This window comes from Acinetobacter sp. 766875 (assembly GCF_000582055.1).
GTDB lineage: Bacteria > Pseudomonadota > Gammaproteobacteria > Pseudomonadales > Moraxellaceae > Acinetobacter > Acinetobacter nosocomialis.
Map to the genome: position 1 here is coordinate 21993 of NZ_JEXX01000003.1, position 26705 is coordinate 48697.

At 38.7% G+C, this 26705-nt stretch carries 21 protein-coding genes and 1 tRNA gene; 14 read left to right on the plus strand and 8 right to left on the minus strand.

Going from position 1 to position 26705, the window contains the following annotated elements; genetic code table 11:
- Positions 1-94: 94 nt before the first annotated feature.
- Positions 95-1132, minus strand: a complete 1038-nt coding sequence (gene queA / locus J576_RS04215; protein WP_002051097.1) for a tRNA preQ1(34) S-adenosylmethionine ribosyltransferase-isomerase QueA — start codon at positions 1130-1132, stop codon at positions 95-97.
- A 182-nt stretch (positions 1133-1314) separates the two neighbouring features.
- Here queA and J576_RS04220 point away from each other — a divergent pair.
- From J576_RS04220 to J576_RS04270, 11 genes are all read left to right on the plus strand, one after another.
- Positions 1315-1401 (plus strand) — tRNA-Leu (locus J576_RS04220).
- Positions 1402-1910: 509 nt separating this feature from the next.
- Positions 1911-3179 carry a sensor histidine kinase gene (locus J576_RS04225; protein ID WP_002051341.1) on the plus strand — a complete coding sequence of 423 codons (1269 nt, stop codon included), beginning with the start codon at positions 1911-1913 and terminating at the stop codon, positions 3177-3179.
- Positions 3180-3247: 68 nt separating this feature from the next.
- Entirely contained in the window at positions 3248-5998 is a 2751-nt protein-coding gene (gene glnE / locus J576_RS04230) for a bifunctional [glutamate--ammonia ligase]-adenylyl-L-tyrosine phosphorylase/[glutamate--ammonia-ligase] adenylyltransferase (protein ID WP_002051490.1), read from the plus strand.
- A 24-nt stretch (positions 5999-6022) separates the two neighbouring features.
- Positions 6023-6949 carry a branched-chain amino acid transaminase gene (locus tag J576_RS04235; protein ID WP_002051336.1) on the plus strand — a complete coding sequence of 309 codons (927 nt, stop codon included), beginning with the start codon at positions 6023-6025 and terminating at the stop codon, positions 6947-6949.
- A 67-nt stretch (positions 6950-7016) separates the two neighbouring features.
- Positions 7017-7904, plus strand: a complete 888-nt coding sequence (locus tag J576_RS04240; RefSeq protein ID WP_002051280.1) for a mitochondrial fission ELM1 family protein — start codon at positions 7017-7019, stop codon at positions 7902-7904.
- Between the two features lie 13 nt (positions 7905-7917).
- Positions 7918-8727, plus strand: coding sequence for a polysaccharide deacetylase family protein (locus tag J576_RS04245; protein ID WP_002051135.1), 810 nt, complete (start codon positions 7918-7920; stop codon positions 8725-8727).
- A 2-nt stretch (positions 8728-8729) separates the two neighbouring features.
- The gene (locus tag J576_RS04250; RefSeq protein WP_002051436.1) at positions 8730-9713 is read left to right on the plus strand and encodes a glycosyltransferase; all 984 of its coding nucleotides are present in this window, start codon (positions 8730-8732) and stop codon (positions 9711-9713) included.
- Between the two features lie 12 nt (positions 9714-9725).
- A complete protein-coding gene (locus J576_RS04255) occupies positions 9726-10778 on the plus strand; it encodes an ELM1/GtrOC1 family putative glycosyltransferase (RefSeq protein ID WP_002051164.1) in 1053 nt (350 codons plus the stop codon).
- 57 nt (positions 10779-10835) lie between these two features.
- Complete coding sequence (locus J576_RS04260; RefSeq protein WP_002051426.1) at positions 10836-11891, plus strand: glycosyltransferase family 4 protein; 1056 nt, start codon at positions 10836-10838, stop codon at positions 11889-11891.
- A gap of 301 nt (positions 11892-12192) precedes the next feature.
- On the plus strand, positions 12193-13038 hold the full coding sequence (locus J576_RS04265) for a glycosyltransferase family 2 protein (protein ID WP_002051478.1): 846 nt from the start codon (positions 12193-12195) through the stop codon (positions 13036-13038).
- Positions 13035-14129 carry a glycosyltransferase gene (locus tag J576_RS04270; protein ID WP_002051360.1) on the plus strand — a complete coding sequence of 365 codons (1095 nt, stop codon included), beginning with the start codon at positions 13035-13037 and terminating at the stop codon, positions 14127-14129. The genes J576_RS04265 and J576_RS04270 overlap by 4 nt, the downstream gene beginning before the upstream one ends.
- Before the next feature lie 11 nt (positions 14130-14140).
- On the opposite strand, the gene J576_RS04275 is transcribed toward J576_RS04270, so the two are convergent.
- The 3 genes from J576_RS04275 to J576_RS04285 form a co-directional block, all read right to left on the minus strand.
- On the minus strand, positions 14141-14359 hold the full coding sequence (locus tag J576_RS04275; protein ID WP_001251489.1) for a hypothetical protein: 219 nt from the start codon (positions 14357-14359) through the stop codon (positions 14141-14143).
- A gap of 140 nt (positions 14360-14499) precedes the next feature.
- A complete protein-coding gene (gene aspS / locus J576_RS04280) occupies positions 14500-16278 on the minus strand; it encodes an aspartate--tRNA ligase (RefSeq protein ID WP_002051333.1) in 1779 nt (592 codons plus the stop codon).
- Between the two features lie 169 nt (positions 16279-16447).
- Positions 16448-17212 (minus strand): DUF4184 family protein, encoded by a 765-nt coding sequence (locus J576_RS04285; RefSeq protein WP_002051495.1) that lies wholly within the window; start codon positions 17210-17212, stop codon positions 16448-16450.
- Positions 17213-17337: 125 nt separating this feature from the next.
- On the opposite strand from J576_RS04285, the gene znuD reads away from it, so the two are divergent.
- The gene (gene znuD / locus J576_RS04290) at positions 17338-19350 is read left to right on the plus strand and encodes a zinc piracy TonB-dependent receptor ZnuD (protein ID WP_002051110.1); all 2013 of its coding nucleotides are present in this window, start codon (positions 17338-17340) and stop codon (positions 19348-19350) included.
- A 74-nt stretch (positions 19351-19424) separates the two neighbouring features.
- Positions 19425-20888, plus strand: coding sequence for a phospholipase D family protein (locus tag J576_RS04295; protein ID WP_002051557.1), 1464 nt, complete (start codon positions 19425-19427; stop codon positions 20886-20888).
- A gap of 226 nt (positions 20889-21114) precedes the next feature.
- Here the strand turns inward: J576_RS04295 and J576_RS04300 are convergent, their stop codons facing one another.
- On the minus strand, positions 21115-21561 hold the full coding sequence (locus tag J576_RS04300) for a hypothetical protein (RefSeq protein WP_002051512.1): 447 nt from the start codon (positions 21559-21561) through the stop codon (positions 21115-21117).
- Between the two features lie 163 nt (positions 21562-21724).
- Here J576_RS04300 and J576_RS04305 point away from each other — a divergent pair, with 163 nt between their 5' ends.
- Entirely contained in the window at positions 21725-22099 is a 375-nt protein-coding gene (locus J576_RS04305; RefSeq protein ID WP_002051261.1) for an RcnB family protein, read from the plus strand.
- Positions 22100-22143: 44 nt separating this feature from the next.
- Here the strand turns inward: J576_RS04305 and J576_RS04310 are convergent, their stop codons facing one another.
- The 3 genes from J576_RS04310 to J576_RS04320 all read right to left on the minus strand — a co-directional run bounded on the left by J576_RS04310 (position 22144) and on the right by J576_RS04320 (position 26496).
- Complete coding sequence (locus tag J576_RS04310; RefSeq protein WP_002051492.1) at positions 22144-22626, minus strand: phosphate-starvation-inducible protein PsiE; 483 nt, start codon at positions 22624-22626, stop codon at positions 22144-22146.
- 118 nt (positions 22627-22744) lie between these two features.
- Positions 22745-24526: an acyl-CoA dehydrogenase C-terminal domain-containing protein gene (locus tag J576_RS04315; protein ID WP_002051205.1), complete on the minus strand. Its 1782-nt coding sequence runs from the start codon at positions 24524-24526 to the stop codon at positions 22745-22747.
- Positions 24527-24693: 167 nt separating this feature from the next.
- The gene (locus J576_RS04320; RefSeq protein WP_002051264.1) at positions 24694-26496 is read right to left on the minus strand and encodes an acyl-CoA dehydrogenase C-terminal domain-containing protein; all 1803 of its coding nucleotides are present in this window, start codon (positions 26494-26496) and stop codon (positions 24694-24696) included.
- Between the last annotated feature and the right edge of the window lie 209 nt (positions 26497-26705).

Here is a 26705-nt window from a genome sequence, read left to right on the forward strand (position 1 = left end):
AGATAAATAGAAATACCAAGACTATTTTTATTTTAATTATAGATGCTGGGTTAAACCTCAAATTAACTAATAAGATTTAACCCAGCTTTAATTTTTAAACTTCTAATTTATCAATCAGCATTGCATCGCCATAACTAAAGAAGCGATAGCGGTCTTTAACTGCATGTTCGTAAGCAGCCAAAATGTTGTCTCTATTTGACAATGCTGAAACTAACATGAGCAGGGTAGACTCAGGTAAATGGAAGTTGGTAATTAAACGGTCTACGATACAGAACTCATAACCCGGATAAATAAAGATTTGAGTATCACCAGTCCATGCTGCGATTTTTCCGCCATGCGCTTGGGCTGCACTTTCTAAAGCACGCGTTGCGGTTGTACCAACAGCAATTACTTTATTGCCACGTGCTTTAGTCGCTAAAATTAAATCAATGGTTTCTTGAGGAACATCACACCATTCACTGTGCATGACATGGTTGGTAATGTCATCAGTGCGTACAGGCATAAAAGTACCTGCACCGACGTGAAGAGTCACAAACGTTTTCTTAACCCCTTTTTGATCTAACTTTGCTAACAACTCTTCATCAAAGTGCAAGCTTGCCGTTGGTGCAGCCACACTGGCAATTTTTTCTGGGTTATGGAAAACCGTTTGATAGCGTTCAGTGTCAATTTCTTCTGCTTCACGGTTAAAGTAAGGCGGAATAGGTAACTGACCATATTGCTCAAGTACAGGTAAAATTGGCTGTGAAAACTCAACGACAAATAAGTTTTCGTGACGGCCTCGCACAATTACAGGAATATTGTCTGCACCGACAAAAAGCTCAGCTCCTGCTTTAGGCGAGTTACTCGCTTTAATATGGCAATACGCTGTGGTGTGGTTCAGCATACGCTCAACCAGAATCTCAATAGCCCCACCTGTGGCACGTTTTCCTTTAAGACGAGCCTTCATGACCTTGGTATCGTTGAGTACCAACAAATCACCTTCTTCAAACAGATCGATAATATCTGTGAACATGTGATCGTGATATTGACCCTTTGCGTCTAAATGCAATAAACGTGAAGCACTACGTGATTCGAGAGGGTAACGGGCAATAAGTTCATCGGGTAATTCAAAGGAAAAGTCAGACAGTTGCATATTTAGGAAAAAACACCGCAAAAATTGGGCCTAGTATAAACTTTTTCGCTTTTTTATGGCTGTGCTTCTGGCCTAAATTATGAAAAATGTTTAAATGATCTAAAAGTGAACGATAATATTCACTTAGGGTTTGACAAGTTTTACAAACGCGCTAATATACGCAACACAAACATACTTCCTCTCCCGAGGTGGTGAAATTGGTAGACGCGGCGGACTCAAAATCCGCTGTCAGAGATGACGTGTCGGTTCGAGTCCGACCCTCGGGACCAAGATTCAGAATCTTATGATTCTACAAAAACCCCTAAGCTAACGGCTTAGGGGTTTTTTGTTGGATAAAAAAGTTCATAGACTTCAAGAAATTGTGAACTACTTACTTTAGTTCTGACGGTTGGGTTTGAATCTTTTATACATTTAGAACTTAAAGATTTTTTTAATTTAAGAAGACTTTATTTAAATATGAAATGCATTTATTAAAGCTAAAATTTAAGTCGAAGCTAAGCTTTAATACTTATAAGAAGATTTAAGATAATTTTTACCTTTTTGAATCTCTATTTCTTATTACTTACAACTTCTCACCTTCAAATAATTGTTGTATTTTTCTAAAGCATACCCACTTTATGTATCTGAAAACCTTTAATTGAAACTTCACATTTCTATTTCGAAAAGAAAGTTGCTCTTTTAATGTACTGTGTTAAAGTTTGTATTAGATCATAATGATTATAAGTACATTTCTCAAAGAGCGGTTCCGACTAACAACGACAAAATCTGTGAGGCGGGCATGACACAGCGATTAGAACTACATCAGGTCGAGCAATTAAGTGCTTGTAGAATTTCACTATTACTTGGATTAAATGCCGAGCAGAACTACATTGAGCAATTTTTCCGGTTTAGTGTTCGCCTGTTGAAGTGTCAAAAAGCTTTGCTCACTTTTAATCAGGAACCTTATTTCTGGCATCATTGTCCTGAAGGCATGACTGCTATTTCATTTAAACCTTCAAGACACTTAAAACAATGTTTTGCTAAACAACAGGTGATTCATCACGATCATCCTTCTTATCAAAATTTAATCAACTATTTAAAAGAGCTAAATATTGAGTGTGGTCGTGCCTTAGCTGTCCATTTGGTGCAGCCTGACCAGACTTCTATGGGGTTTGCCGTTTTCTTTGATGACGGTGAAACCACTTTTGAAAATGATCAAATTCAGTTGTTGCTCGATTACTGTTCTAGTTTTATGCAACAAATCGAGTTGAAATTTAATTATGAAGAATTAAATGAACTCTATGAGCAACAAGTCGCCCTTAATTCGAGTAAAACAAAGTTCTTTTCTATTATTTCACATGATTTGCGGGCACCATTTCATGGCTTGTTAGGTTTCTCCGAAGTGTTGGCTAAAGAGCGTGAAACACTGGATGAATCGAGTATTCAAAATATTGCCGACTATTTATATGACACTTCTCAATCGACTTATAACTTACTGGAAAGTTTGCTGACATGGGCGATGGCAGAGGGTGGGCGTTTTGTTTATCACCCTATTAATTTCAAGCTTAGACAAGTGAGCAATATTGTCTGTGATGTGCTGCATACGTTGGCTTTAAAGAAAAATATTGAATTGGTAAATGCGGTTTCCGAAGATCTAAAAATCTATGCCGATATTAATATGATGACTTCGGTGATCCAAAACTTGGTCTCAAATGCATTGAAATTTACCGATGTTGATGGTTCTGGCAAAGTGTTCATTGAGGCGAAGCAAGCAGGCACAAATGTCGAAATCACTGTACGTGATACAGGTCTTGGCATGACCGAACAACAAATGGCAAATTTATTTCACCCACGCATTACAGCCAGCTTTAAAGGAACTGCAGGGGAAAAAGGTGCGGGCTTAGGATTGAGTCTCTGTAAGCGTTTTATTGAGATTAATCAGGGGCAAATTAGTGTGAGTTCCAAAGAAGGTGTAGGAACAACATTTAAAGTTTTATTACCTTCAGCTCAAGAAAGTCATGAGACGCTTATTGAGCATCATGATTCATCTGAAGCAAAATTGGTTTAATCCCTTTTCCTATTACTACGTGAACTGCTATAACTAAAAAGAGAGTCTGAGGAAAAGAGCTTTTTTATATGAATGCGGAGCAGTTACAAAAAACATTGCGTGCTAGTCAGTACGCGGAACAAGTTTTAGGGTTACATCAGGCTGTTTTAGAACAAGATTATCAAATAGATCAATTTGCTGCACCGCTCTCAATAGAACAAATTTACCAGCTTGTAGGCACCACGCTTGAAGGCATTGCCGATGAAACAACTTGGATGCGTGCGCTTCGTATATTACGCAGTCGTTTAATGTTTCGCTGGATTTGGCAAGATGCCAATCAGCTTACCGATGTTGTGACACTCACTCGTGAACTTTCTGACTTTGCCGATGCAAGTATTTGTGCAGCAAAGGCTTTTGCTCGTGTTGCACTTGTGGCTAAACACGGCGAACCATTAAGTTATTCAGGCAAAGTTCAAGATTTGATTGTGGTTGCCATGGGTAAGCTTGGGGCACAGGAATTAAATCTATCAAGTGATATTGACCTGATTTTTGCTTTTGATGAGCAAGGCGAAACCAATGGTCGCAAATGTATTGATGTACAGCAGTTCTGTATTTTGTGGGGACAAAAACTTATTTATTTACTCGAACATATCACCGCAGATGGTTTTGTGTTTCGAGTAGACATGCGCTTACGGCCTTGGGGAGATGGCTCGGCATTAGCGATTAGTCATGCAGCTTTAGAAAAATATTTAAGTCAGCATGGTCGTGAATGGGAACGTTATGCATGGATTAAGGCACGCGTTGTCACTGGGGGTAAAGAAGGGCAAGACTTATTAGAAATGACACGTCCTTTTGTATTCCGCCGTTATGTCGATTACACCGCTTTTGCTGCCATGCGTGATATGAAAGCGATGATTGAACGCGAAGTTTTACGTCGCCATATTGAGGATGATATTAAACTCGGGGCAGGTGGTATACGCGAAATTGAGTTTATTGTTCAGGTTTTTCAGCTGATTTACGGTGGTTCTAAACGTGAGTTACAAGACCGCCAGTGTTTGGTCAGTCTAGAGCATATTGGTGAGGCAGGCTTGTTGGAAAAACAGGCCGTATTAGAGCTTGAAGATGCTTACCTGTTTTTACGCCGTGTTGAACATGCAATTCAGGCTCTTAACGATCAGCAAACGCAATTATTACCCGAAGAAGCAGATTTACGACAACGCATTATAGATACCTTGGGTTTTACGAGTTGGAATGAATTTATTGATGTTCTTAACGAGAAACGCCAAAAAGTAAAAGTTCAATTTAAACAGCTGATTGAAGATACCAGCTCTAATGCTGCAACTGAGAACTTTGGACAGTTAGAGCAGCAGTTAGATGAAGTGTTAGATGATAATGCGAAAAATCTGATTCATGAGTTTTGGCATGGTCATGCACTTAAAAAACTTCCTTCAAATGCCGTGCAGCGTTTAAAAACCTTCTGGCCTCATTTGATTGAAGCGATTTTGCAGTCCGAACAACCACAAACTGCACTGTTACGTTTAATGCCGCTGATTGAGTCAGTCATGCGTCGAACAGTGTATTTGGTCATGTTGATTGAAAGTAAGGGCGCATTACAGCGCCTAGTGAAAATGGCGACAGTAAGCCCGTGGATTTGTGAAGAGCTGACTCAGTATCCAGTACTGTTGGATGAGTTCTTATCGATGGACTTTGAGTTACCAAAACGTAAGGACTTGGAAGATTCTTTACGTCAGCAATTGCTTCGTATTGAAATTGATCAGGTTGAAGATCAAATGCGGGTACTTCGCTTGTTTAAAAAGAGCAATGTGCTCACGGTCGCTGCAAGTGACGTCTTAGCTGAAAGCCCTCTTATGAAGGTGTCCGATGCATTAACGGATATCGCTGAAGTTAGTGTCAATGCAACTCTCCATTTAGCTTATCAGACCGTAGCAAAACGTCATGGTTACCCAAAGGATGTTGAGGGAAAACGTTGTTCTCTTGACTATAAAGCCTTTGCTGTCATTGGTTATGGCAAAGTGGGTGGCATTGAACTGGGCTATGGTTCTGACTTGGACCTTGTCTTTATTCATTATCTAGATGAACAAGCTGACACCGATGGAACTAAGGCTATTAGTGGGTTTGAGTTTGCCATGCGTGTCGCTCAAAAGTTCATGTCACTGATGACCACTCAAACGCTTGATGGTCGTGTCTATGAAATTGATACACGCTTGAGACCTTCTGGTGAGGCCGGTTTATTAGTGACCAGTCTAAAAGCCTATGAACACTATCAGTTGAAAAGTGCATGGCTTTGGGAGCATCAGGCATTAGTTCGTGCCCGCTCTATTGCTGGTGATGAAACGCTTTGCCAAAAATTTGAAATATTTCGCCGCGAGATATTGACTCAATCTAGAGATGAGGCTTATGTTCGTGAAGAAGTGTTGAAAATGCGTCAGAAAATGAAAGACCACCTAGGTTCGTCTTCTGAACAAAAAAAACATGGTATTTTTCATTTAAAACAGGACGCAGGTGGTATCGTAGATATCGAATTTATGGCACAGTATGCTGTACTTGCATGGAGCGGGACGAAACCCGATCTCGCCCATTATTCTGATAATGTAAGAATATTAGAAGATGCTGCTAAAGCAGACTGCTTATCCAGTGAAGATGCCACAGCATTAATTCGAGCCTATCTTAGTGAACGTGCCGAAAGCCACCGCTTAGCCCTTGCGAATCAATCCATGCAAGTCAGTGCAGCGGACTGGCGTAGTACCCGTGCGGTCGTTTGCAATTTATGGCAAAGATTAATAGACCCAACCGCCTCGGTTGAGTTGGATAGTGAATGATTTTATAACAATTTGGAGTGTTCCATGAATTTGGCTGATCGTGATGGTTTTATTTGGCAAGATGGACAATTAATTGATTGGCGTGATGCAAAGATTCACGTTTTAACCCATACACTACACTACAGTATGGGCGTATTTGAGGGTGTTCGTGCTTATGAAACTCCTAAGGGTACAGCAATTTTCCGTCTTCAAGACCACACAAAACGTTTGTTAAATTCAGCAAAAATTTATCAAATGAAAGTACCGTTTGACCAAGCAGCGCTTGAGCAAGCACAAATCGATGTTGTTCGTGAAAATAAATTAGCTTCTTGCTATTTACGTCCGCTTATTTGGATCGGTTCAGAAAAACTAGGCATTGCTGCAACAAATAACACTATTCATGCCGCAGTAGCAGCATGGGCGTGGGGCGCATACCTTGGTGATGAAGCAATGGCTAAAGGTATTCGCGTTAAAACTTCATCATTTACTCACCACCATCCAAACGTGACCATGTGTAAAGCAAAAGCATCTGGTAACTACACATTATCAATTCTTGCTCACCAAGAAGTTGCGCACTCTGGTTACGATGAAGCAATGCTTATGGACCCACAAGGTTATGTGTGCCAAGGTTCTGGTGAAAACGTATTCTTGATTAAAGATGGTGTTTTACATACTCCAGATATCGCTGGTGGTGCACTTGACGGTATTACACGTCAAACTGTGATGACGATTGCTAGAGATCTTGGTTACCAAGTTGTTGAGCGCCGTATTACACGTGACGAATTCTATATTGCCGATGAAGCATTCTTCACAGGTACTGCTGCTGAAGTTACACCAATCCGTGAATACGATGACCGTCAAATCGGTGCGGGTTGCCGTGGTCCAATTACCACTGAAATCCAAAAGACTTTCTTTGATGCAGTTCAAGGTAAAAATCCAAAATATGAACACTGGTTAACTTACGTAAAATAAGTTAATCCGTTAACATGAAAAGGCGAACATTGGTTTCGCCTTTTTATTTTTTAGTTAGGGAGCTTTTATGCATATTGTCTATGTCTCTGATGGTAAAGCAGGGCATCGTTCACAGGCTTTAGGCTTGTTTCAGGCAATGCAAAGACAGCAGGCAAATGCAACTTTTGAAGAAGTTTCTATTAATGACTTGCCTATTATTTCCTTAATTAAAGCGCTTTTCTCTTCAAAAAATTCTCTACTTCAGCAAGCACCCGATTTCATATTTGGTGTCGGGAGCCATACGCACTTTCGTGTCTGGTTGCTGGGTAAAATTTTTAAAAAGGCGAAGACTGTTATTTTAATGAAGCCAAATTTACCTATTGTTTGGTTTGACTATGCTGTGATTCCAGAGCATGACGGTATTCTTTCAAATGAGCGCGTTATTGTTACGCGTGGAGCATTGAATCCAATTCGTAATGAAAACCGACATCAGGCAGGCAGAATTTTAATTGCATTGGGTGGTTCATCTAAACGACATCAGTGGAACCATGAAAAAGTATTATTAAGTGTCCAAAAAATTGTTGAGTGTAATTCAAATTCTGAGATTATCCTGACCACCTCACGTCGTACTCCTGTAGGTTTCATTGATATTTTAAAACAACAAAGCTTTACTAAGTGTTTGCAGATATGTCCGGTTGAGCAAACTCCTCAAGGCTGGATTTTTGAGGAAATGCAAAAGGCAGAAGCTGTGTGGGTAACCGAAGATAGTGTTTCTATGATTTATGAGGCACTTACTGCAGGTTGTCGCGTAGGGGTCATAGCAATCGATCGGTTGAAAGACGATAGAATTACGCACTCGATTGATCAAATGATAGAATCACAACTAATCTCACAGAATACTTGTGTCGTACAGTTACCACAACCTTATGCTTTTAAAGAAGCAGACCGTGTGGCAACATATCTTTTAGCGAAATAATGAGTTTGGCATTGTGATTTATATCCTGATTTTAGTGGTTTTGCTTACCGTGTTATTTAGCTATAAGTATGCGTGGTGGAAGCCAGCAGTGGATTGGAATCGACCACGTGTATTGATGTATCACATGGTACGAGATCATATTAATGGTGCCAAATTTAATAAGCTTCGGGTCAAGCCCGCTGAGTTTGAAAAGCAAGTTGCTTGGATGAAAGCGCAAGGCTTCCATTTTGTAACGATGCACGAATTGCAAGAGAACTGGGGAAAGCACCCAGCCAAAACAGTTGCCATTACTTTTGATGATGGTTATTTAGACAACTTGCAAATTGCTTATCCCATTTTAGAAAAATATCAGGCCAAGGCAACCATATATGTGGTGGTTGATCGTCATGATCGTGATTGGTCAACTTATAAAAAAGAACATCATAATAGTGGTGAACTCATGCTTGAAGCTAAGTTGAATGATGCTCAAGTCAAGCAACTGGCAGATAGCGAACTGATTGAAATTGGTTCACATACGGTAACGCATGCTAATTTAAACAAACTGGATGATACGGATTGTTTAAAAGAACTAACTGATTCAAAGCAGTGGCTTGAACAACTGATAGAAAAGCCAGTAACCAGTTTTGCTTATCCATTTGGTATTTACTCAGACCGAGATGTTAAACTGGCAAAACTGTCAGGGTATAGTAATGCAGTGACCACAATGGAAGGCATTGATGGTGAACAGCCGGACTTTATGCAACTACAACGTATTAAGATCAGCGGAAAAGATTCATTATTTGCCGTCAAGCTTCGTTTAAAACTTGGTACGCGTGAGGGCTAATCATGAAAATTACGCTTGTGATGGCAAGTGATGAGGAAGGTGGTCTAGAAAAACATGTACTTGAGCTAGCTGCTGGTTTATCACAAGCACATGAAGTTTCTTTAATTGCACATCAGAAATATCAAAGTCAAGTGGAAAGTTCGGTAAACTTTGTTGCTTTTGATATGAGTGGCAGTCGTTATAATCCGTGGACGAAATATCTGCTTAAAAAAACAATATTGGGGACAGAACCACAAGTGGTACATGCTCATGCTTCTAAAACGGCCAAACTGTTGCAAGGCATGATTGCAGGTTTTGATTTCCCTTGTGTGGTGACTATCCATGGTGTAAAGAAAAAGATTGATTCTTACTTGGCATTCGATCATATCATTTGTGTGAGTAAGCGACTTGCGCAGATTGTGGGGCAGCCGGAAAAACTAAGTGTGGTCTATAATGGTATTTCTTTGAATATGCCTGCTCAATCATTTGTAAAAAATAGAAAATTTATTGCCATTGGGCGTTTAAATGAAGTGAAAGGTTTCGATCTTTTACTGGCTGCTTGGCGGAACATTTCACACCAATTAACTATTGTTGGTGATGGTGAAGAACGAGAGAAGCTAGAGCAATTGATTCAAGACTACCAATTAGCTGATCGGGTTCACTTATATGGGTATAGTGGCAATATTCACCCTTTGATTACAGACCATGAGGCCTTGATTGTGTCGTCCTTGCGTGAAGGGGGGCCGTATACACTTGCTGAAAGTTTATTGCTTCAACGTCCTGTGTTAGGGACTGATGTCGGAATGATGGCTGAGTTTATTCCTGTTGAGTTTCTATGTGAACCAAATAATATTGAAGCATTGCAACAAGTGATTCAAAACTATTTGGATGTGGTAGCCCCTGAAGCAAGTTTTAAACAGGCTTATGCCTTGGCACAAGAACAATTGACTTTTACGAAAATGATTGATTATACGGTCCAAGTCTATCAATCATTGCTTTCCGCATAGGATGATAGATTAATGGCACAACAAAAACCTTTTATCCTAGCTTTGACCGATGGTAAAGCAGGCCATGAAACTCAAACTCAAGGAATAGTGCAACTACTGAATCAACAGCAAGAGTATCAGGTCGAATGGGTTCAATTAAATCTACCTAAAAAATGGTTGTATCGTGTTCTGAAGTTACTGATCAAGTTTTCAATAAATACACAGTGGTTACGTTATTTTTTTGATGCCCAAACCTTAAGAGCATTAGAGCAGAAACAGGTTGCTTATATTATATCGGCAGGGGGAAACACTCTACTTGCCAATCTACTGCTCAAACAACATTTACACAAAGATCAGTCTGTGAAAAATTTGGTCGCGGGTTCATTACGGGGGATTCGCGCTGACTTGTTTGATGTGGTATTTACTATTCATGAACAACAAGCTGTTTTGCCTCATTATTTTTACTATCCAATTGCACCGAATAAAATGAGTGCTTTACCTCTAACACGCGAACAGGCCCTAGAACATTTGGGTATTCAAAATGCTGAACAAACGATTACAATTTTGATTGGTGCTGACACTAAAACAGTAAAGATTGGTGAGGCGGCACAATGGGCAAATGTTTTACAGCAAGTTCGAAAGCAATATCCTACAGCGAGATTGTTACTGACGACATCACGAAGAACATCGGTTACTTTTGAAAAAGAATTGCAGAAACTTGCCGAGCAGTATGGTATTTTTCAGCCCTATGACCAGTTAACATGGGTAGCACAAGGGCAAAGTTGTGATATTAAGGATTATATTAAAGCAGCTGATTGGGTGTTAGCTAGTCAGGATTCAACTTCGATGATCGCCGAAGTTATAATGTCTGGCTGTCCATTAGTAATTTTCTATAATGAAAATGCTATGCATGATGAGGATATCAAAAAGCAGCTATTCTTTTTGAAAAAGAAATTATGGATTGCATTATTTGATCAGTTTACAGTACAAAATTTTGATCAAATGCTGCAAGATCTGGAGATGAAAGACCATGCAAAAGAGATTTTTTTCAAACTAAGGAGAAATTTATCTAGTCATAGAATTTAATTAGTATTTTCAAATGTTATTATTTAATAAGTAATTTTAATTTAAGCGAATGTTGTTATGAAAGTTATAAATACTGTTTATGGGGATGCAACGGGTGGTCGTTGGCAAGCCATGTTGAATATATCTGATACATTGGAAGTGAATGGTCATCAGGTTATTCTGCTGCGTGGTGAGGAAAATAAACACCTTAGTAGTGGTTCACGTCCAATTTATGTCATTCCTAATACTGGTTTTTATAGTATCAATGCCGCTTTAAAAGTTAGAAATTTTTTACAAGAACAACAACCAGATGTAATTATTGCACATAGCGGAAAAGCTGTCTGGCTATTTAAAAATGCTCAGATCGGTATGTCAAGAAAGATACCTGTTATTGCTGTGAACCATAGCCATAATGTAAAAAGGTCAGTCAGAGCTGATGCATTTATTCATATCACACCTCATATTCAAGAGTTAGTGAAATCTCTATTAACAGCGAAGCAAAAAACAACAAAAATGCATCGGGTGATTTCTAATCTGATACATCTGCCAGAGAAACCGGCACTTCCTCAACCTTTACGAAACCCCGTTACTATAGCAATGTTAACCCGCATGATTCCAAATAAGGGTGTCCATGTCCTGATTGAAGCTATTCACTTATTGAATCAAAAAAATATTCAGATTAAAGCAATACTTGCTGGTGATGGAGAAAATAAAGCTGAATATGAAAAAATGGTTCAGGATTTCTGTATTGAACATTTGGTTCAATTTCCTGGATGGGTAAACGCGCAGCAAAAAATCGAGATTTACCATGCAGCAGATATGATAGCAATTCCTTCTCTAAATGATATTCAGCCACTTGGAATACTTGATGCTTTTGGTTGGGGAAAGGTTGTGTTGAGTAGTGATCATGTTGGCCCTTTACAAGTATGCAAGCATCGTGAAAATGCCTGGGTTACCAAAGTAGGTGATTCTCAGGATTTAGCAAATGGAATTGAATATCTAATTAGAAACCCAGATTTTGCGTTACAGCTCGCACAGCAAGCCAAGAAGGAAGCATTAGAAAAGTATTGCTTTGAACAAATTGCAAAAGAGCACAATAATTTTATCCATGATGTTTATCATTACTATAACTAGTTGATTAGATGTATTAACTATTTTTGAAAGATATTAGAGTGAGTGCAAAAAATCTTAAATAAAGATATTTAATCAATTCAGAAGGGTGACCGCGTAATATCTATTAACATTAGCAAACTTACTCTGTAGATGCCTGTTACCGATATACTCCATTGTATAAAAGTAAGTATATACAAAATGGAGTGAGTTAAGCTAATTATGAGCTGATAATTTTTTAACTGTTAATTGAAATGGTAATTATGTTGATTTTAAGGCATAAAGTAAAAATAATTAAGTTTTTTACTAGATATGAGTATATTAAATGCAGCCTTTAGTTTCGGTAATTATACCTTGCTATAATCATCGCCAGTATATTCTTGATACTATCAAGTCTGTTATAAATCAAACTTATAAAGCTATTGAACTCATCGTTATTGATGATGGTTCAAAAGATGATTCATTTGAGGAAATAAAAAAAATAGAGTCAGAATGTCGAGAAAGATTTAAACGGTTCGAATGTTACACACGTGAAAATAGAGGTCTGAGTGCGACACTAAATGAAGCAATACAATGGTGTCAGGGAAAATATGTATCTCTGATTGCGTCAGATGACATAATGTTCCCTGAGAAAACATCCAGACAAGTCGAATACCTTGAAAATAATCCTGTTATTGGAGTATTTGGTGCAGTAGCAATTATTGATGCAAGTGGAAATGCAGTTACTAAGAGAATCTCTAATAAGACATCATTTTCATTTGAAGATATTATTCTAAATAAGCATGATTTGCCTGCATGTACACAAATGCTTCGTTTAAGTACTTTAAAAGATGTAAATGGGTATGATGAAAGTATAAAAATTGAAGATTGGTACTTGTGGTTAAAGCTAACAAAGGATGACGAAAGACTCGACTATATACCGGAAGTCTTTTGTGGTTACAGAGTACATGACTCTAACTTTTCTCATAATCATTTAGCAATGTATAATGATATGAAAAAAATTATACAAGACTATAAATTTCATTTTTTATATCCTCTGGCTGAATATAAAATTAATAGACAAATAACAAAAGCACTTTTTAAAATAAATAAATCTTTTTCTGAATATATATGGCTAAGAGTAAGTAACTGGTTTAGATATTATTTATTGAAGTCGAAAATCTGTAAATGAAGAAAATACTTTTTATTGTTGATAACTTAGGTAAGGGTGGTGCTCAAAGCATTACATGTGCTCTGGCAAATTTTTTAAGCCGTTCTTCATTAATTAAAGTCACAGTTTGTGCACTTGATAATACGAATCAGGAATGTCATCTTGAACCATCAGTTGAACTTATTAGTTTAAATATTCGCCATGATTTTTCTTATGGTAAATTGTGGAAAAGAAAAACTTTAACAAAAGCTGAACAGGTTATGGTTGAAGAAAAAATTAATATCAGCTCTTATAATTTAATTATTTTAGGATTTCACAATGGATATTATCTTTATGATTATCTTAGACAAAAAGATAAAATCTGGTTTTGGGTACATGGGGAGATATTAGAGAGAAGAACTTTTAAGGATATTGGGGGGCAGTTGCGTAGTTATTTACGTTACGAACGTCATAAAATTTATTTCAAACAATTGCTCAATGGGAAAAGAATTGTTATTGTCAGTAAGCATCTCGAAGAAGCATATAAAAAGATCCTAGAATCATCAGAGTTTGTAACAATTCCAAATGGTATTGAATTACCAGAAAACACAAACCGTTTTAATTCAAAAAAGTGGGATGCTTTATTTTTAGGACGTTTAGTGAATCTTAAGCAGGTTGATCATATTATTAAGGCGTTCTATAAAGCAAACGTGAGCGGAAAACTTGGAATACTAGGTGATGGTCCTGAAATTTTACCTTTAAAAAATTTAGCGAATAAATTAAATATACAAAATCGTGTAGATTTCCTTGGTTGGTCCAGTAGTCCGCAAGATTTCATATGTCAATCTCGGTGTGTTGTTATGAGCTCATCAAGTGAGGGAAGCCCGATATCTTTATTACAAGCTTTGAGTTTGGATGTACCAATAGTAAGTTATAACTCAAGTAGTAGTATTGCATTACTCTTTAATAATCCGATTATGAATCGTTATCTAATTCCAAAAAATGACATAGAGAAGTTAGCCATTGCTTTAAAAGAATGCATTAATCATCCTTATGACATACCTAAAGAAGTCAAAAGTATTATAGATATGGAAACGATGGCTAAGACTTTCATAAACTTGATTCAAGATTAACTTTATGAATTTTATTTATGGTCCGCATTACCTTTAAGTACCATATAAATTAGGGCAACAAAGATAAGTAATGCACCGACTAAACTACTTACACAGAAATAAAGAATACGTTGGTTCGTCGTGAGATTAAATAATTCATTCGCAAGGATGTAGCGCATGAAAAACCATTGTGCGAGGGAGAATACAATCACGACTAAAGCATGTCGACGTACATCAGGACGCATAGCCATAAAGCTGACCTCTAAATTAAAAGCTCCTTATTATGCCACTGACTAGCTTATTCGCAAAGCATAGCTTAGGTAAGTCGAATATATATCTTATTTCTCAATAAAAAAACCCTGCAATAGCAGGGTTTTTTATTAAAGAGCAATTAAGCTTCTTTCTTTTGTTGTTCACGTAAGCGGATGCCCAAGTCACGAAGTTGGTTTGCTTCAACAGGAGCAGGTGCTTGAGTAAGTGGACATTCAGCAGTTTTCGTTTTAGGGAATGCAATAACGTCACGAATTGAAGTCGCGCCAGTCATAAGCATTACTAAACGGTCAAGACCAAATGCCAAACCACCGTGAGGAGGGGCGCCATAACGAAGTGCGTTAAGCAAGAAGCTGAATTTCTCTTCTGCTTCTTCATCAGAAATACCAAGCGCTTCAAAAATCGCTTTTTGCATTTCTAATGTGTAAATACGAAGAGAACCGCCACCAACTTCAGTACCATTCAATACCATGTCATAAGCAACAGAAAGTGCTTCGCCTGGATTGCTCTTCACGTCTTCTACGCTAGATTTAGGTAGTGTGAATGGGTGGTGAACAGAAGTCCATTTGCCATCGTCAGTTTCTTCAAACATTGGGAAGTCAACAACCCAAAGTGGAGCCCACTCACAAGTTGCAAGGTTCAAGTCATGACCGATCTTGACACGAAGTGCACCCATAGCATCGTTTACAACTTTGGCTTTATCAGCACCGAAGAATACGATATCGCCATTCTCTGCACCAACACGCTCAAGTAACTTCATTACGATTGGTTCAATGAATTTAACGATAGGAGATTGAAGACCTTCAATTCCTTTTTCGATTTCATTGACTTTGATGTACGCCAAACCTTTCGCACCGTAGATGCCAACAAATTTAGTGTATTCATCAATTTGGCTACGAGTTAATGAACCTGCACCAGGTACACGAAGTGCTGCAATACGACCTTTAGGGTCTTTTGCAGGACCAGCAAATACTTTGAACTCAACTTCTTGCATTAAATCTGCAACGTCAACGAGTTTCAATGGAATACGCAAATCTGGTTTATCAGATGCATAGTCACGCATCGCTTCGCTATATGGCATGCGGCGGAACTTTTCAAATTTTACGCCAAGCAAGTCATTAAATAGTTTAACAGTCATGCCTTCCATCAAATCCATGATTTCATCGTCATTTAAGAACGATGTTTCAATGTCGATTTGAGTGAATTCTGGCTGACGGTCAGCACGTAAGTCTTCATCACGGAAACATTTCGCGATTTGGTAGTAACGATCGATACCACCAACCATCAATAATTGTTTAAACAATTGAGGTGATTGTGGAAGTGCGTAGAAGCTACCATTTTGTACGCGACTTGGTACTAAATAGTCACGTGCACCTTCAGGAGTTGCACGAGTTAAAATCGGAGTTTCAACGTCTAAGAAACCGTGATCATCTAAATAGTTACGGATCAAGTTAGTTACTTTAGAACGGAAACGTAAACGCTCTAACATTTCAGGACGGCGAATGTCCAAGAAACGATATTTTAAACGGTGTTCTTCTGACACGTTAATCGTGTCATCATTTAATGGGAATGGAGGAGTTTCAGAAGCAGCAAGAACTTCGATTTCTTTGCCTAAAACTTCGATTTGACCACTCACCATATTTGGGTTTTCAGTACCTTCATAACGGCGACGAACACGACCTGTAATTTTTAATACATATTCAGAACGTGCTTTATCTGCAGTTGCAAATGCTTCTGGAGTATCTGGGTCAATAACCACTTGAACGAGACCATCACGGTCACGCATATCAAGGAAAATAACACCGCCATGGTCACGGCGACGATGTACCCAACCGCATAATGTAACGGTTTGGTCGATTTGGGCTTCAGTTAAAGAGCCACAGTAATGAGTTCGCATCATGATGAAGATTATCCAAACTATATTGGCTGAAAAGACGGATGCGTAAACCGCGCACCGTCAAAAAAGTAAGTTTTCGATTATGCCCTGTTGAATGGCATGCCACAAGAACTAGACCAAAAAACAGCTATAATTTAGCTAAAAATGAGCAATTTGGCAGCAAGTTTACCCTTTAGCCCATTCTTTGTTGTCGATCTAAAAACAGGAATAATAAGCACCCTAAACTAAAAGTGCTTAACCAGCCTTGCATGAATTCATTAATAGATCGACCTGTAAAGTAATAGGTGTCGGTATGCCAAACCTCATGAGGAATGTAACGGGCATAATCCCAAAGTGAAAATAAGCCCAAAAGGGTAGATAAAATAAACAGAGACCATGCAAAAATTTTAATTTTATGACTTATTTTCCAGTGCTGTTTATGTTTTTGATAGTAATGAATACTCATCCAGCCTAAAAAAGGTAATGCTAGAGCAGAAGAACCGAGTTGAAGTAGTCGATGCAAAGGATAGGGACGACCAAAGAAATGAACCTTTTGGGATAAAAAATCTTGGAAGATAAAAGTTCGAAAGTCAGAATGAGTAAGACCATCCCAAATGAGATGAGTGGCAATACCGATAATGAGTGCAAATATAATTCCAATTAAAAAGTAGATAAAACGTTTAAAAGAATCTAATTTCAAATCATGCTGAATACCAAAAAAACGGTAAACCACAGGTCGATAAAGTAAATACCAAATGACGCAAAACAATAAACCTAATGCAAGGTTTGGGTAAAGCAAACCCTTCCATTGATGAGTCAGCATACCTGACTGAACTGTAAATAAGCGGTAAAGGTCAGGTGTCATGCTGCCAATAGCTAGGGCAGCAACAGGCAAAGTGTTTCGACTTAGTTTAGCAATCGGTGGAGCAAGAACAGCATGAGAGATTGTAAAAGGCATTGGAAAACGAAGCTTCTCACATCATCAAAACAACGAGTCTAACGAAACATGCCTTTGGTTAATGTTTTTTATTGCAAAACATTTGGAATGTTATAATATAACGTAAAAAATATGGGGCATTGACTATGCAGCTCAAAACACAGCTTTTTGTTCTCTCATTATTATCACTTTCTATTCAGCAAGTGATGGCAGCGGATGACACAAATACTAAGGAAGAGAAACCTGCCGAATTGGCAACAATTACGGTTAAAGCAGAACCCACAGCACCAGCCAATAATACGTCTTTAGCAGAAGGTGCAACGAGTATTGGTAATGCCTTAAATGGTCAGGCAGGGGTTTATTCAGCTCAATATACAGGAGGGGCGAGCCGTCCTGTCATTCGTGGTCAAGACGGTACACGTGTCAAGATCGTACAAAACGGTGGAGATGTAATGGATGTTTCATCTGTATCGCCAGACCATGCCGTTACGGTTGATCCAAACTCTGCCCAAGATATTCAGATATTAAATGGTGCTGAAGCATTATTATATGGTGCAGGCTCTGTGGGGGGACTGGTAAATGTTGTTGATGAAAAAATTCCAACCAGCATGCCAGACAAGGGCTATCAAGGAAAAGCCGGTGTCCGCTACAACTCAGGTAGTGATGAGCTACTATATTCAGGGCAAGCGACAGTCGGTTTAGGGGACCATGTTGCGCTACGTGTCGGTGGTTTAAAGCGCGATGCGAATGACTATATTTTGCCTAGAGATTTACAAACAGACGAGCGTCGTCAGGATAGCACTTTTGCCGACTCTAAAAATTATAATGCTGGATTATCTTGGATTGGGGATCGTGGTTTTATCGGTGCTTCATTTAGCCAGCGTCATGATCAATATGGTATTCCTGCCGATAATGAGCTTTTTGGTTCATGTGAACGTGATGGCTTGCACCTTGTGTGTGGAACTGAAGACCCATCAACCGATCATGAGCATGAGCACGAACATGATGCCTCATGGATTAATCTCAAAGAAAAGCGTTACGATTTAAAAGGTGAGTTAAGAGACCCGTTTGCAGGTTTTGCTAAAGTTGCAGCGCAAGCAAGCTATACCGATTATCAACATGAAGAAATGCATAATACTGATGTCGGAACAACTTTTAAAAGCAAAGGGATTGATAGCCGAGTTACATTAGAAAATAATGCTTGGGCGGGTTGGACAGGACAAATTGGCGCGCAATATACCCAACAAAAACTGAATATTGTTGGTGATGAGTCGATTATGGATCCAAGCAAAACCCAACGTTATAGCGTATTTGGTTTGCAACAAAAACAAATCAATAACGTCAATCTTGCAGTTTCTTCGCGTATTGATCATCAAACTATCGACATTGAGTCAGATCAAAAGAATTACACGGGTACTGGATATTCGGTTGCTGGTACAGCAAGCTGGGAATTTATTCCGCAATACAAATTGTCCCTCACAACATCACACCAAGAACGTTTGCCATTTGCTCAAGAGTTGTATTCGGACGGTGTGCATATGGCGACCAATACTTATGAGTTGGGTAATGATGACCTGAAGAAAGAGCGCTCAAATAATGTTGAGTTAGGTTTGCACTTTAATAATGATCTTTTGAAATACAACGTAAGCGTGTTCCATAACCGTTTTGATAATTTCATTTATGCTAATACATTGGATGATTTCCAAGGCTTCCGTCTTATTCAATATAGTCAAGATGCAGCTAAGTTCTATGGTGTCGATGCTGACCTAAGCTACCAAATTTCACCTGTATATAATTTAGGGCTATTTGGTGATTATGTTCGCGGCAAAATTGATAATGAAAATGCACCACGTATTCCGGGTGGGCGTTTAGGTACTAAAGTTAAAGCAGATTTTGGTGATGGATGGGATGGTTCTGCCGAGTATTATCATGTATTCAAACAAGATGATATTGCTAATTATGAAACCAAAGGGCAGAGCTATAACATGCTGAATTTAGGCGTTGGTTATAACGGCAAATATAGCAATATTGGTGATTATCGAGTGTTCTTGAATGCCAACAACTTGCTTGATAGCCGAATTTATCAACATGAGTCTTTCCTTGCAAATGTTCCACAAGTCGGACGTAATTTTACTGTCGGTGTAAACTTTAGTTTCTAAGGCCTAACACGAAACTAAACTTGAAAAATCAAGCTAAAAGACCTAATTTGGAATGATCAAGTTAGGTCTTTTTTATGCGTATTTTTCAGCGAATTCATCAAAAAATAAATTGGTCAGGGCGTCGTTATATGGCGGTATTACTTTGCGTTGTTGCTATTGCATATATTGCATCGGCAATTTACCACACAGTAAAACCATTACCACAGGGCATTAACTTTAGTGGCAAGCTTAGACATGCCGATGTCAAATTTTTAGCAGATAAAACTTATCTGGATGCCAATGGTCAACAGAAGCTTGATCAACATATTTTTGATGAAATTTTAAAAATGATTGATGAGGCAAAGACTACTATTGTGGTCGATATGTTTTTATTTAATTCAGAGGTGGGTGATTCAAAAATAAAGCAAAGACCATTGATGCAGGAACTTACTAATGCGTTGATTAGTAAAAAAAGACAAAACCGTCAAATCCAGATTGTATTAATTACTGACCCGATTAACTCAGTTTATGGCGGTTTAAGTCCGGAGCATTATCGGCAATTACGACAAGCCGGTGTTGATGTTATCGAAACGAATCTGGCACCTTTACGTGCTTCAAATCCACTTTGGTCTGGTTTTTGGTATATTTGTTGCCAAAATATCGGAAATAATCCAGACAAAGGTTGGTTACCCAATCCTTTTGGTAATGAAAAAATTACATTACGCAGTTATCTGAACCTATTTAATTTTAAAGCGAATCACCGTAAAACCTTGGTTGTTGATACTGACGTTGGTTGGAAATCATTGGTCACCTCAGCAAATCCACACGATGGTAGTTCGAGACACTCTAATGTGGCGTTGGTTGTAACAGGAGCCACAGCTACTGATATTCTTCAAACAGAAGCTGCTGTTGCGCAGATGTCTGGAAGTAGCTCACCATCACTCATTTTAGGTGACTTCGAAAAAGATATAACCAAGCCTCAGGTTCAAGTGTTAACTGAGGGCGCAATCTATGAATCTGTACTGAAACTAATTAATTCGGCTAAACCCAAAGAACATCTCGATCTAAGTATGTTCTATCTATCTGAACGCAAGATTATTCAAGCTCTAAAAAATGCTCAAGCGCGAGGGGTTATTGTTCGTGTTTTACTCGATCCAAATAAAGATGCATTTGGAAGACAAAAGAATGGTATTCCAAACCGTCAGGTTGCTTCAGAACTACATGCTGCTGGTATACCAATTCGCTGGTGTGACACGCATGGTGAACAGAACCATAGCAAAATGATTGTGAAATATAACGACCAGCAAGCTGAGTTGATTGTAGGTTCTGCCAATTTCACTGCTCGTAATTTAAAAAATTACAACCTTGAAACGGATATGTTGGTTATAGGCAAAGTTCAAGATCAAGTTTTTAAAGATGCTCAGGATTACTTCAATACTTCTTGGTCAAATCTACAAGGTAGACAGATGAGCGTCGATTATGCGAAGTATGCAGACGAGTCTAAAGTGAAGTATTGGATTTATCGCTTTATGGAATGGTCAGGGTTATCCACTTTCTAATTCTATTTTTTATATAAACTTTGAGCTTATCCGTTGCCGTGATTTTGTACAAAATTGGAAAGATAATTGGCGACATGGATGTCGCCGTTTCACTGTGTTGCAGGGAAGCAACATCAGTGAAACAAAGGTTTTTGTCACTTTTGACCTCTCAAAAGTGAGGCATTAGCCTATACAAAAGATATTAGAACATCACTGTAAGTAAAGGCTGTGCTATAAGTCCGATGATTTAAGGTGCTGGCGGAATCAATTGATCCAAAGCCTTATCATCTAACTTTTCTATTTCACTCAAATCAGTCTTAATCTTCCACTGCGATTCATCATCTACCGGATTAGGTAAACGTGCTTCAAGCCAATCACATACGGCATCAGGGTTAAACTCAGGATGATTACATTGAATAATCCATGACAAAAAGTCTTTTGCTTCGCCATTCATATAAGGCGGTGGTGACACTGGAAAAAATAACGTAGGTAGACGTTCATTCGTCGATAGATAGTTTAAAACATGGCCGAGTTCTTGCACGGTTTGCCATGCAAGTGGGTGTTCTACATCAATACTGAACTTAAACCACCAAGCGTGTTCGCCATCTGCTCCATGCGCCATAATACGGGCTTCTTGTACACTTGGAACTTTGCAGAAAAATTGATGAAGACGTTCAAAACTGATTTCAGACACAGCAATTGACCTAGCTTAGAAAATGCTAATGGTAGCACAGATACAGATTCTTCATATTTTCTTTATAGTCATTACAAACAATATCAATCAAGCCGGTTTTATTCATGGTTTCTCCTTGACTCTCTTTTAATCTAGCTCTATATCAAGACAAAAGGGATGCACCATGAAAAAGCCAATCGTTCTTGTACTTTCAACTTTAATGTTGGGTATGTCTGCTACTGCGATGGCGGATTCAAATAATCGCTGGGATAACTATCACGGTAAAGACTATCGACATTATGAACAACGCTATGATCATCGTTATGATCGACGCGATGACCATAGACCACCGGTTTGGTCAAATGCAAACCGTGGGCATGAATATGTTGTGTTCAAGCGAGGGGAGCGTATTCCTGTAGAATACCGTGATAACCGTTATTTTGTTTCGGACTGGCGTGCCCATCGTTTATATGAACCACCACGTGGATATCACTGGGTGAAAACACCGAATCAATATTTATTAGTTGATTCACATCACCAAGTTTATCGTGTGCGTTAAAACTAAAATATAAAAATAAAAAGGCCTCAATATTGAGGCCTTTTTTATGCTAATTCATCATCTTGTGGTTGAGGAGTTTTTAAAGAGTTGGGTGTTTTTGAATGCTTTTCTTTCATTACAGATGGGTAGTGCCAAGAAGCAAAACGAACCACTAAAATTGAAATCGCTAAAATTAAAATTGAACCGGTAATAATCACTTGATCGATATCTGCTTTATGGTCATGTTGAATATCTGAAATCAGTAAACGCGTTAAGGCTGTAATCGCTACATAAATAAGAAAACGTACAGGCATGTGATTGGTTTTAAAATAAATACCGACCATTGCGCCGAGTTCTAGGTAAATAAATAACAATAAGATGTCATCGATTGATGCATACTTTTTGACAGTTAAAATTTCATAAACTGTATGTGCTGCTGACCATGCCACCATACAACCGATAATGAATAAAGCCAAATAATGAAAAGCTTCAACGGCATAGTGACCAAACCGGTCGAGCGTTTTTTCAAACTTTTTCGGATCAGGCATAGTAAAATCTTTTTAATATGAGTATGCCTAGAAAATAAACAAATTTTATGCCAATAGAAATAGTAAATACAAAATAAAAAACGCCTGATTACTCAGGCGTTTTTTATAAAAATCTTAATTATGCTTGGTTTGTAAAGTAGTCTTCACTAAAGCCCATAATTAAGTCTGAACCAGCTTTGATTTTAGCAATACGTGCATCAATATCTGGCAAGATACGTTCAACAAAGTATTGAGCTAAAGCAAGTTTGTTTTGGTAGAAATCACCAGATTTATCTTTAGCAGCAGCTGCAATTTTTGCAAACATATAGGAGAAGCTGAGTAAGCCCACTGCATGTAAGTAATCAACAGCAGCAGCATTTGGGAAATCTACATTTTCAGCAGCTTGTTCAATAATAAACTGAGTGATTGCTTCAATTTCAGTTGCAGCATCTAAAGTTGCATCTTTAATGAAGTTCAAATCGGTGTCTAAATCATTTGCAAAGTCACGGATTTCTGTAATGTATTCAGCAATGAATGCACCGCCACATTTAATAGTTTTACGACCAATTAAATCTTGAGACTGAACGCCGTTGGTACCTTCGTAGATTTGCGCAATACGAAGATCACGGATACATTGTTCCATACCCCATTCACGAATATATCCGTGACCACCAAATACCATCTGAGCATCCAAAGTTGCTTGGAATGCGGTATCTGTAAGGTAAGCTTTTGCGATTGGTGTTAAAAGCGCAACGCGGTCATTCGCTTTTTTCACAGCTTCTGCATCAGTTGAGAACTTAGTGATATCGAGCTGTTGACCTACATAGACTGCAAATGCACGAGAAGCTTCGTTGTTTGCACGGACGTTAAGTAGCATACGACGTACATCACCATGTACTAAAATGCTATCAGCAGGTTTGTTTGGTGATTGGACACCAGCTGCACTACGGCCTTGTAAACGGTCAGTCGCATATTGAGCAGCATTTTGATAAGCAAATTCAGAAGCACCTAAACCTTGAATACCCATTGATAAACGTTCGTAGTTCATCATAACGAACATCGCAGCGAGACCTTCGTTTTCTTTACCAACGAGGTAACCTTTTGCGCCATCAAAGTTCATTACACAAGTAGCAGATGCTTTGATCCCCATTTTATGTTCAATAGAACCTGGGCCAACATGGTTGCGGTCACCTAAAGAACCATCTTCTTTTACAAGGTATTTCGGTACGATAAATAGCGAGATACCACGTGAACCAGCAGGAGCATCTGGAGTTTTAGCAAGTACCAAGTGAATGATGTTTTCTGCTAAATCGTTGTCACCGCCAGTGATGAAGATTTTAGTACCTGTAATGTTATAAGTACCGTCTTCATTACGTTCTGCTTTAGTTTTAATAATACCTAAGTCAGTACCTGCATGTGGTTCAGTCAAACACATGGTACCTGACCATTCACCTGAATAAATCTTAGGTAAATAAGTTTCTTTTTGCTCTTGAGAAGCATAGCTACTTAAAGCCATACCAGCACCTACTGAAAGAAGCGGGTAGAGCATGAAAGATGGGTTTGTCGCAAATAACATTTCATCGGCAAGAACGGTCAGCATTTTTGGCATGCCTTGACCGCCCCATTCTTCATCTGCGCCTAAGCCAATCCAACCACCTTCTGCATATTGACGAAATGCATCTTTAAAGCCAGTAGGCGTAAAGACTTCGCCGTTTTCATAGCGAGCGCCTTCTTCATCACCAGTACGGTTTAATGGATGAGTCACGTTCTGAGCAAATTTAGCCATTTCTTCTAAAATTGCTTCAGCTGTTGCAGCATCTACATGAGCGAGTTTCTCATTAGACTGCCAAAATTGTTCTGCTTTAAATACATCATTTAAGATGAATTTCATATCAGCTAAAGGAGCATTGTAAATTGGCATAATCGTTCACCTTTTTTATGCACATCAACTTGTGCTAGATATCCTGTAAAACGAAATGGATATTGAATTTAAAGTCTAAATTTATCACTGATCTTATAAAAAAAGGACCGTCAAAACTGAGCAGTCCTTTTTTAATTTTTAACATTGCATATCGCAACTAACTATGGTTAGAAAGCGAAATGTTCAGCATCTAATGACATCAATGGGTCTAAACCACCAGCAATAACCTCTACGTGAGAACGTACGCGTGGCAAGATTTTCTTGAAGTAGAAGCGAGCAGTCGTAACTTTCGCGTTATAGAAATCAACGTCAGTTGTACCTTCTGCTAATTTCTCTTGTGCTACAAGCGCCATACGAGCCCATAGATAAGCTAAAGTAACGTAACCAGCGAAGTAGAGGTAATCTACGGCAGCAGCGCCCACTTCATCCGGATTTTGCATTGCACGCATACCGATTTGCATAGTGAGGTCGCCCCATTCTTTGTTAAGCGCAGCAAGTGGCTCAACAAATTCTTTCATGGCAGCATTGTCTTTATTTGCTTCTACAAACTTGTGAACAATCTTAGTGAAATCACGAAGCATTGCACCTTGAGTTTGTAAAACTTTACGGCCTAATAAGTCTAGTGCTTGAATTTCAGTTGTACCTTCATACAAGCAGGCAATACGTGTATCACGTACGATTTGTTCCATGCCATGCTCAGAAATAAAGCCATGACCACCGAAGACTTGAACACCGTGCTTAGCAGACTCAGAACCTGTTTCAGTTAAGAATGCTTTTGCAATTGGAGTCAATAAAGACAAGATGTTGTCAGCAAACTTACGCTCTTCTTCAGTTTCGCCTTTTTCAACGATATCTGCATATTGAGCAAGTAAGTAAACAAGTGCACGACCGCCTTCAGCAAATGCTTTTTGAGTTAAAAGCATGTTGCGAACAGCAGGGTGAACAATAATTGGGTCTGCTTCTTTTTCTGGAGCTTTAGGACCAGAAAGTGAACGCATTGCTAAACGCTCTTTCGCGTAAGCTAAAGCACCTTGGAAAGATGACTCAGATGCAGATAAACCTTGAACCGCAGTACCAATACGTGCTGTGTTCATGAAGGTGAACATACAGTTCAAACCACGGTTTTCAGGTCCGATCAAGTAACCTTTAGCTTGGTCAAAATTAATGACACAAGTTGCGTTACCATGGATACCCATTTTGTGTTCAATAGAACCACAACGTACTGCATTTCGCTCGCCAATCGTTCCGTCTGCATTGACATTGAACTTAGGAACGATAAATAACGAAATACCTTTAGTCCCTTTGGGTGCACCTGGAAGGCGAGCAAGAACGATATGGATAATGTTTTCAGCCATATCATGTTCACCAGCAGAGATAAAGATTTTCTCGCCAGAGATTGCATAGCTACCATCTGCATTTGGTTCTGCTTTAGTACGGATAATACCTAAGTCTGAACCTGCATGAGATTCAGTTAAACACATCGTACCTGTCCAAACACCTGAAACAAGGTTTGGTAAGTAAGTATTTTTTTGTTCATCAGAACCATGATGTTCTAATGTACGTACTGCTCCGTGAGACAAGCCAGGGTACATACCCCATGCCCAGTTAGAGCTACCTACCATTTCTGAAATTGCGATACCTAAAGAGTTAGGTAAACCTTGACCGCCGTATTGCTCTTCTGCTGATAAAGACGGGAAGCCAAGTTCGATGTATTTTTGATAAGCTTCTTTAAAGCCTGTTGGTGTAGTAACAACACCATCATTCCAAGTACAACCTTCACGGTCGCCAACTTGGTTTAAAGGAGAAAGTTCATTTTCACAGAAGTCTGCCGCAGCTTCTAAATATTGATCAACCAATTCACGGCTTACGTTACCTTGAAAGTCAGGTAATTTTGCATAGTGTTCTTCAGCATTTAATAATTCATGCAAAACAAATTGCATATCACGTAAGGGCGCTTTGTATTGTGGCATATCGGGTTCCTCAATACTGGTGAAACCAGAGTTATAATCCTAATCTACGATAATGTGCCATAAGAGGCACCTTGAACCATTACATCGTGCAACAACTTGCATAACTGTACAAGCACCTCAGGGCCTTTACTTTGTGACTGCAAAGTCAAGAAAAAAATACTTGAACTATGTAAGTGCTTTGAGTGTAAACACTTTTGGTGAAGTTTAGA

Bases quoted from the DNA above. Each gene is read 5' to 3' on its own strand.
- J576_RS04320 (WP_002051264.1), bottom strand. From the start codon at position 26,496: ATGCCACAATACAAAGCGCCCTTACGTGATATGCAATTTGTTTTGCAT.
- J576_RS04275 (WP_001251489.1), bottom strand. From the start codon at position 14,359: ATGGCTATGCGTCCTGATGTACGTCGACATGCTTTAGTCGTGATTGTA.
- znuD (WP_002051110.1), top strand. From the start codon at position 17,338: ATGCAGCTCAAAACACAGCTTTTTGTTCTCTCATTATTATCACTTTCT.
- J576_RS04285 (WP_002051495.1), bottom strand. From the start codon at position 17,212: ATGCCTTTTACAATCTCTCATGCTGTTCTTGCTCCACCGATTGCTAAA.
- queA (WP_002051097.1), bottom strand. From the start codon at position 1,132: ATGCAACTGTCTGACTTTTCCTTTGAATTACCCGATGAACTTATTGCC.
- J576_RS04255 (WP_002051164.1), top strand. From the start codon at position 9,726: ATGGCACAACAAAAACCTTTTATCCTAGCTTTGACCGATGGTAAAGCA.
- J576_RS04305 (WP_002051261.1), top strand. From the start codon at position 21,725: ATGAAAAAGCCAATCGTTCTTGTACTTTCAACTTTAATGTTGGGTATG.
- aspS (WP_002051333.1), bottom strand. From the start codon at position 16,278: ATGATGCGAACTCATTACTGTGGCTCTTTAACTGAAGCCCAAATCGAC.
- J576_RS04250 (WP_002051436.1), top strand. From the start codon at position 8,730: ATGAAAATTACGCTTGTGATGGCAAGTGATGAGGAAGGTGGTCTAGAA.
- J576_RS04295 (WP_002051557.1), top strand. From the start codon at position 19,425: ATGCGTATTTTTCAGCGAATTCATCAAAAAATAAATTGGTCAGGGCGT.
- J576_RS04265 (WP_002051478.1), top strand. From the start codon at position 12,193: ATGCAGCCTTTAGTTTCGGTAATTATACCTTGCTATAATCATCGCCAG.
- J576_RS04240 (WP_002051280.1), top strand. From the start codon at position 7,017: ATGCATATTGTCTATGTCTCTGATGGTAAAGCAGGGCATCGTTCACAG.
- J576_RS04270 (WP_002051360.1), top strand. From the start codon at position 13,035: ATGAAGAAAATACTTTTTATTGTTGATAACTTAGGTAAGGGTGGTGCT.
- J576_RS04225 (WP_002051341.1), top strand. From the start codon at position 1,911: ATGACACAGCGATTAGAACTACATCAGGTCGAGCAATTAAGTGCTTGT.
- J576_RS04315 (WP_002051205.1), bottom strand. From the start codon at position 24,526: ATGCCAATTTACAATGCTCCTTTAGCTGATATGAAATTCATCTTAAAT.
- glnE (WP_002051490.1), top strand. From the start codon at position 3,248: ATGAATGCGGAGCAGTTACAAAAAACATTGCGTGCTAGTCAGTACGCG.
- J576_RS04310 (WP_002051492.1), bottom strand. From the start codon at position 22,626: ATGCCTGATCCGAAAAAGTTTGAAAAAACGCTCGACCGGTTTGGTCAC.
- J576_RS04260 (WP_002051426.1), top strand. From the start codon at position 10,836: ATGAAAGTTATAAATACTGTTTATGGGGATGCAACGGGTGGTCGTTGG.
- J576_RS04235 (WP_002051336.1), top strand. From the start codon at position 6,023: ATGAATTTGGCTGATCGTGATGGTTTTATTTGGCAAGATGGACAATTA.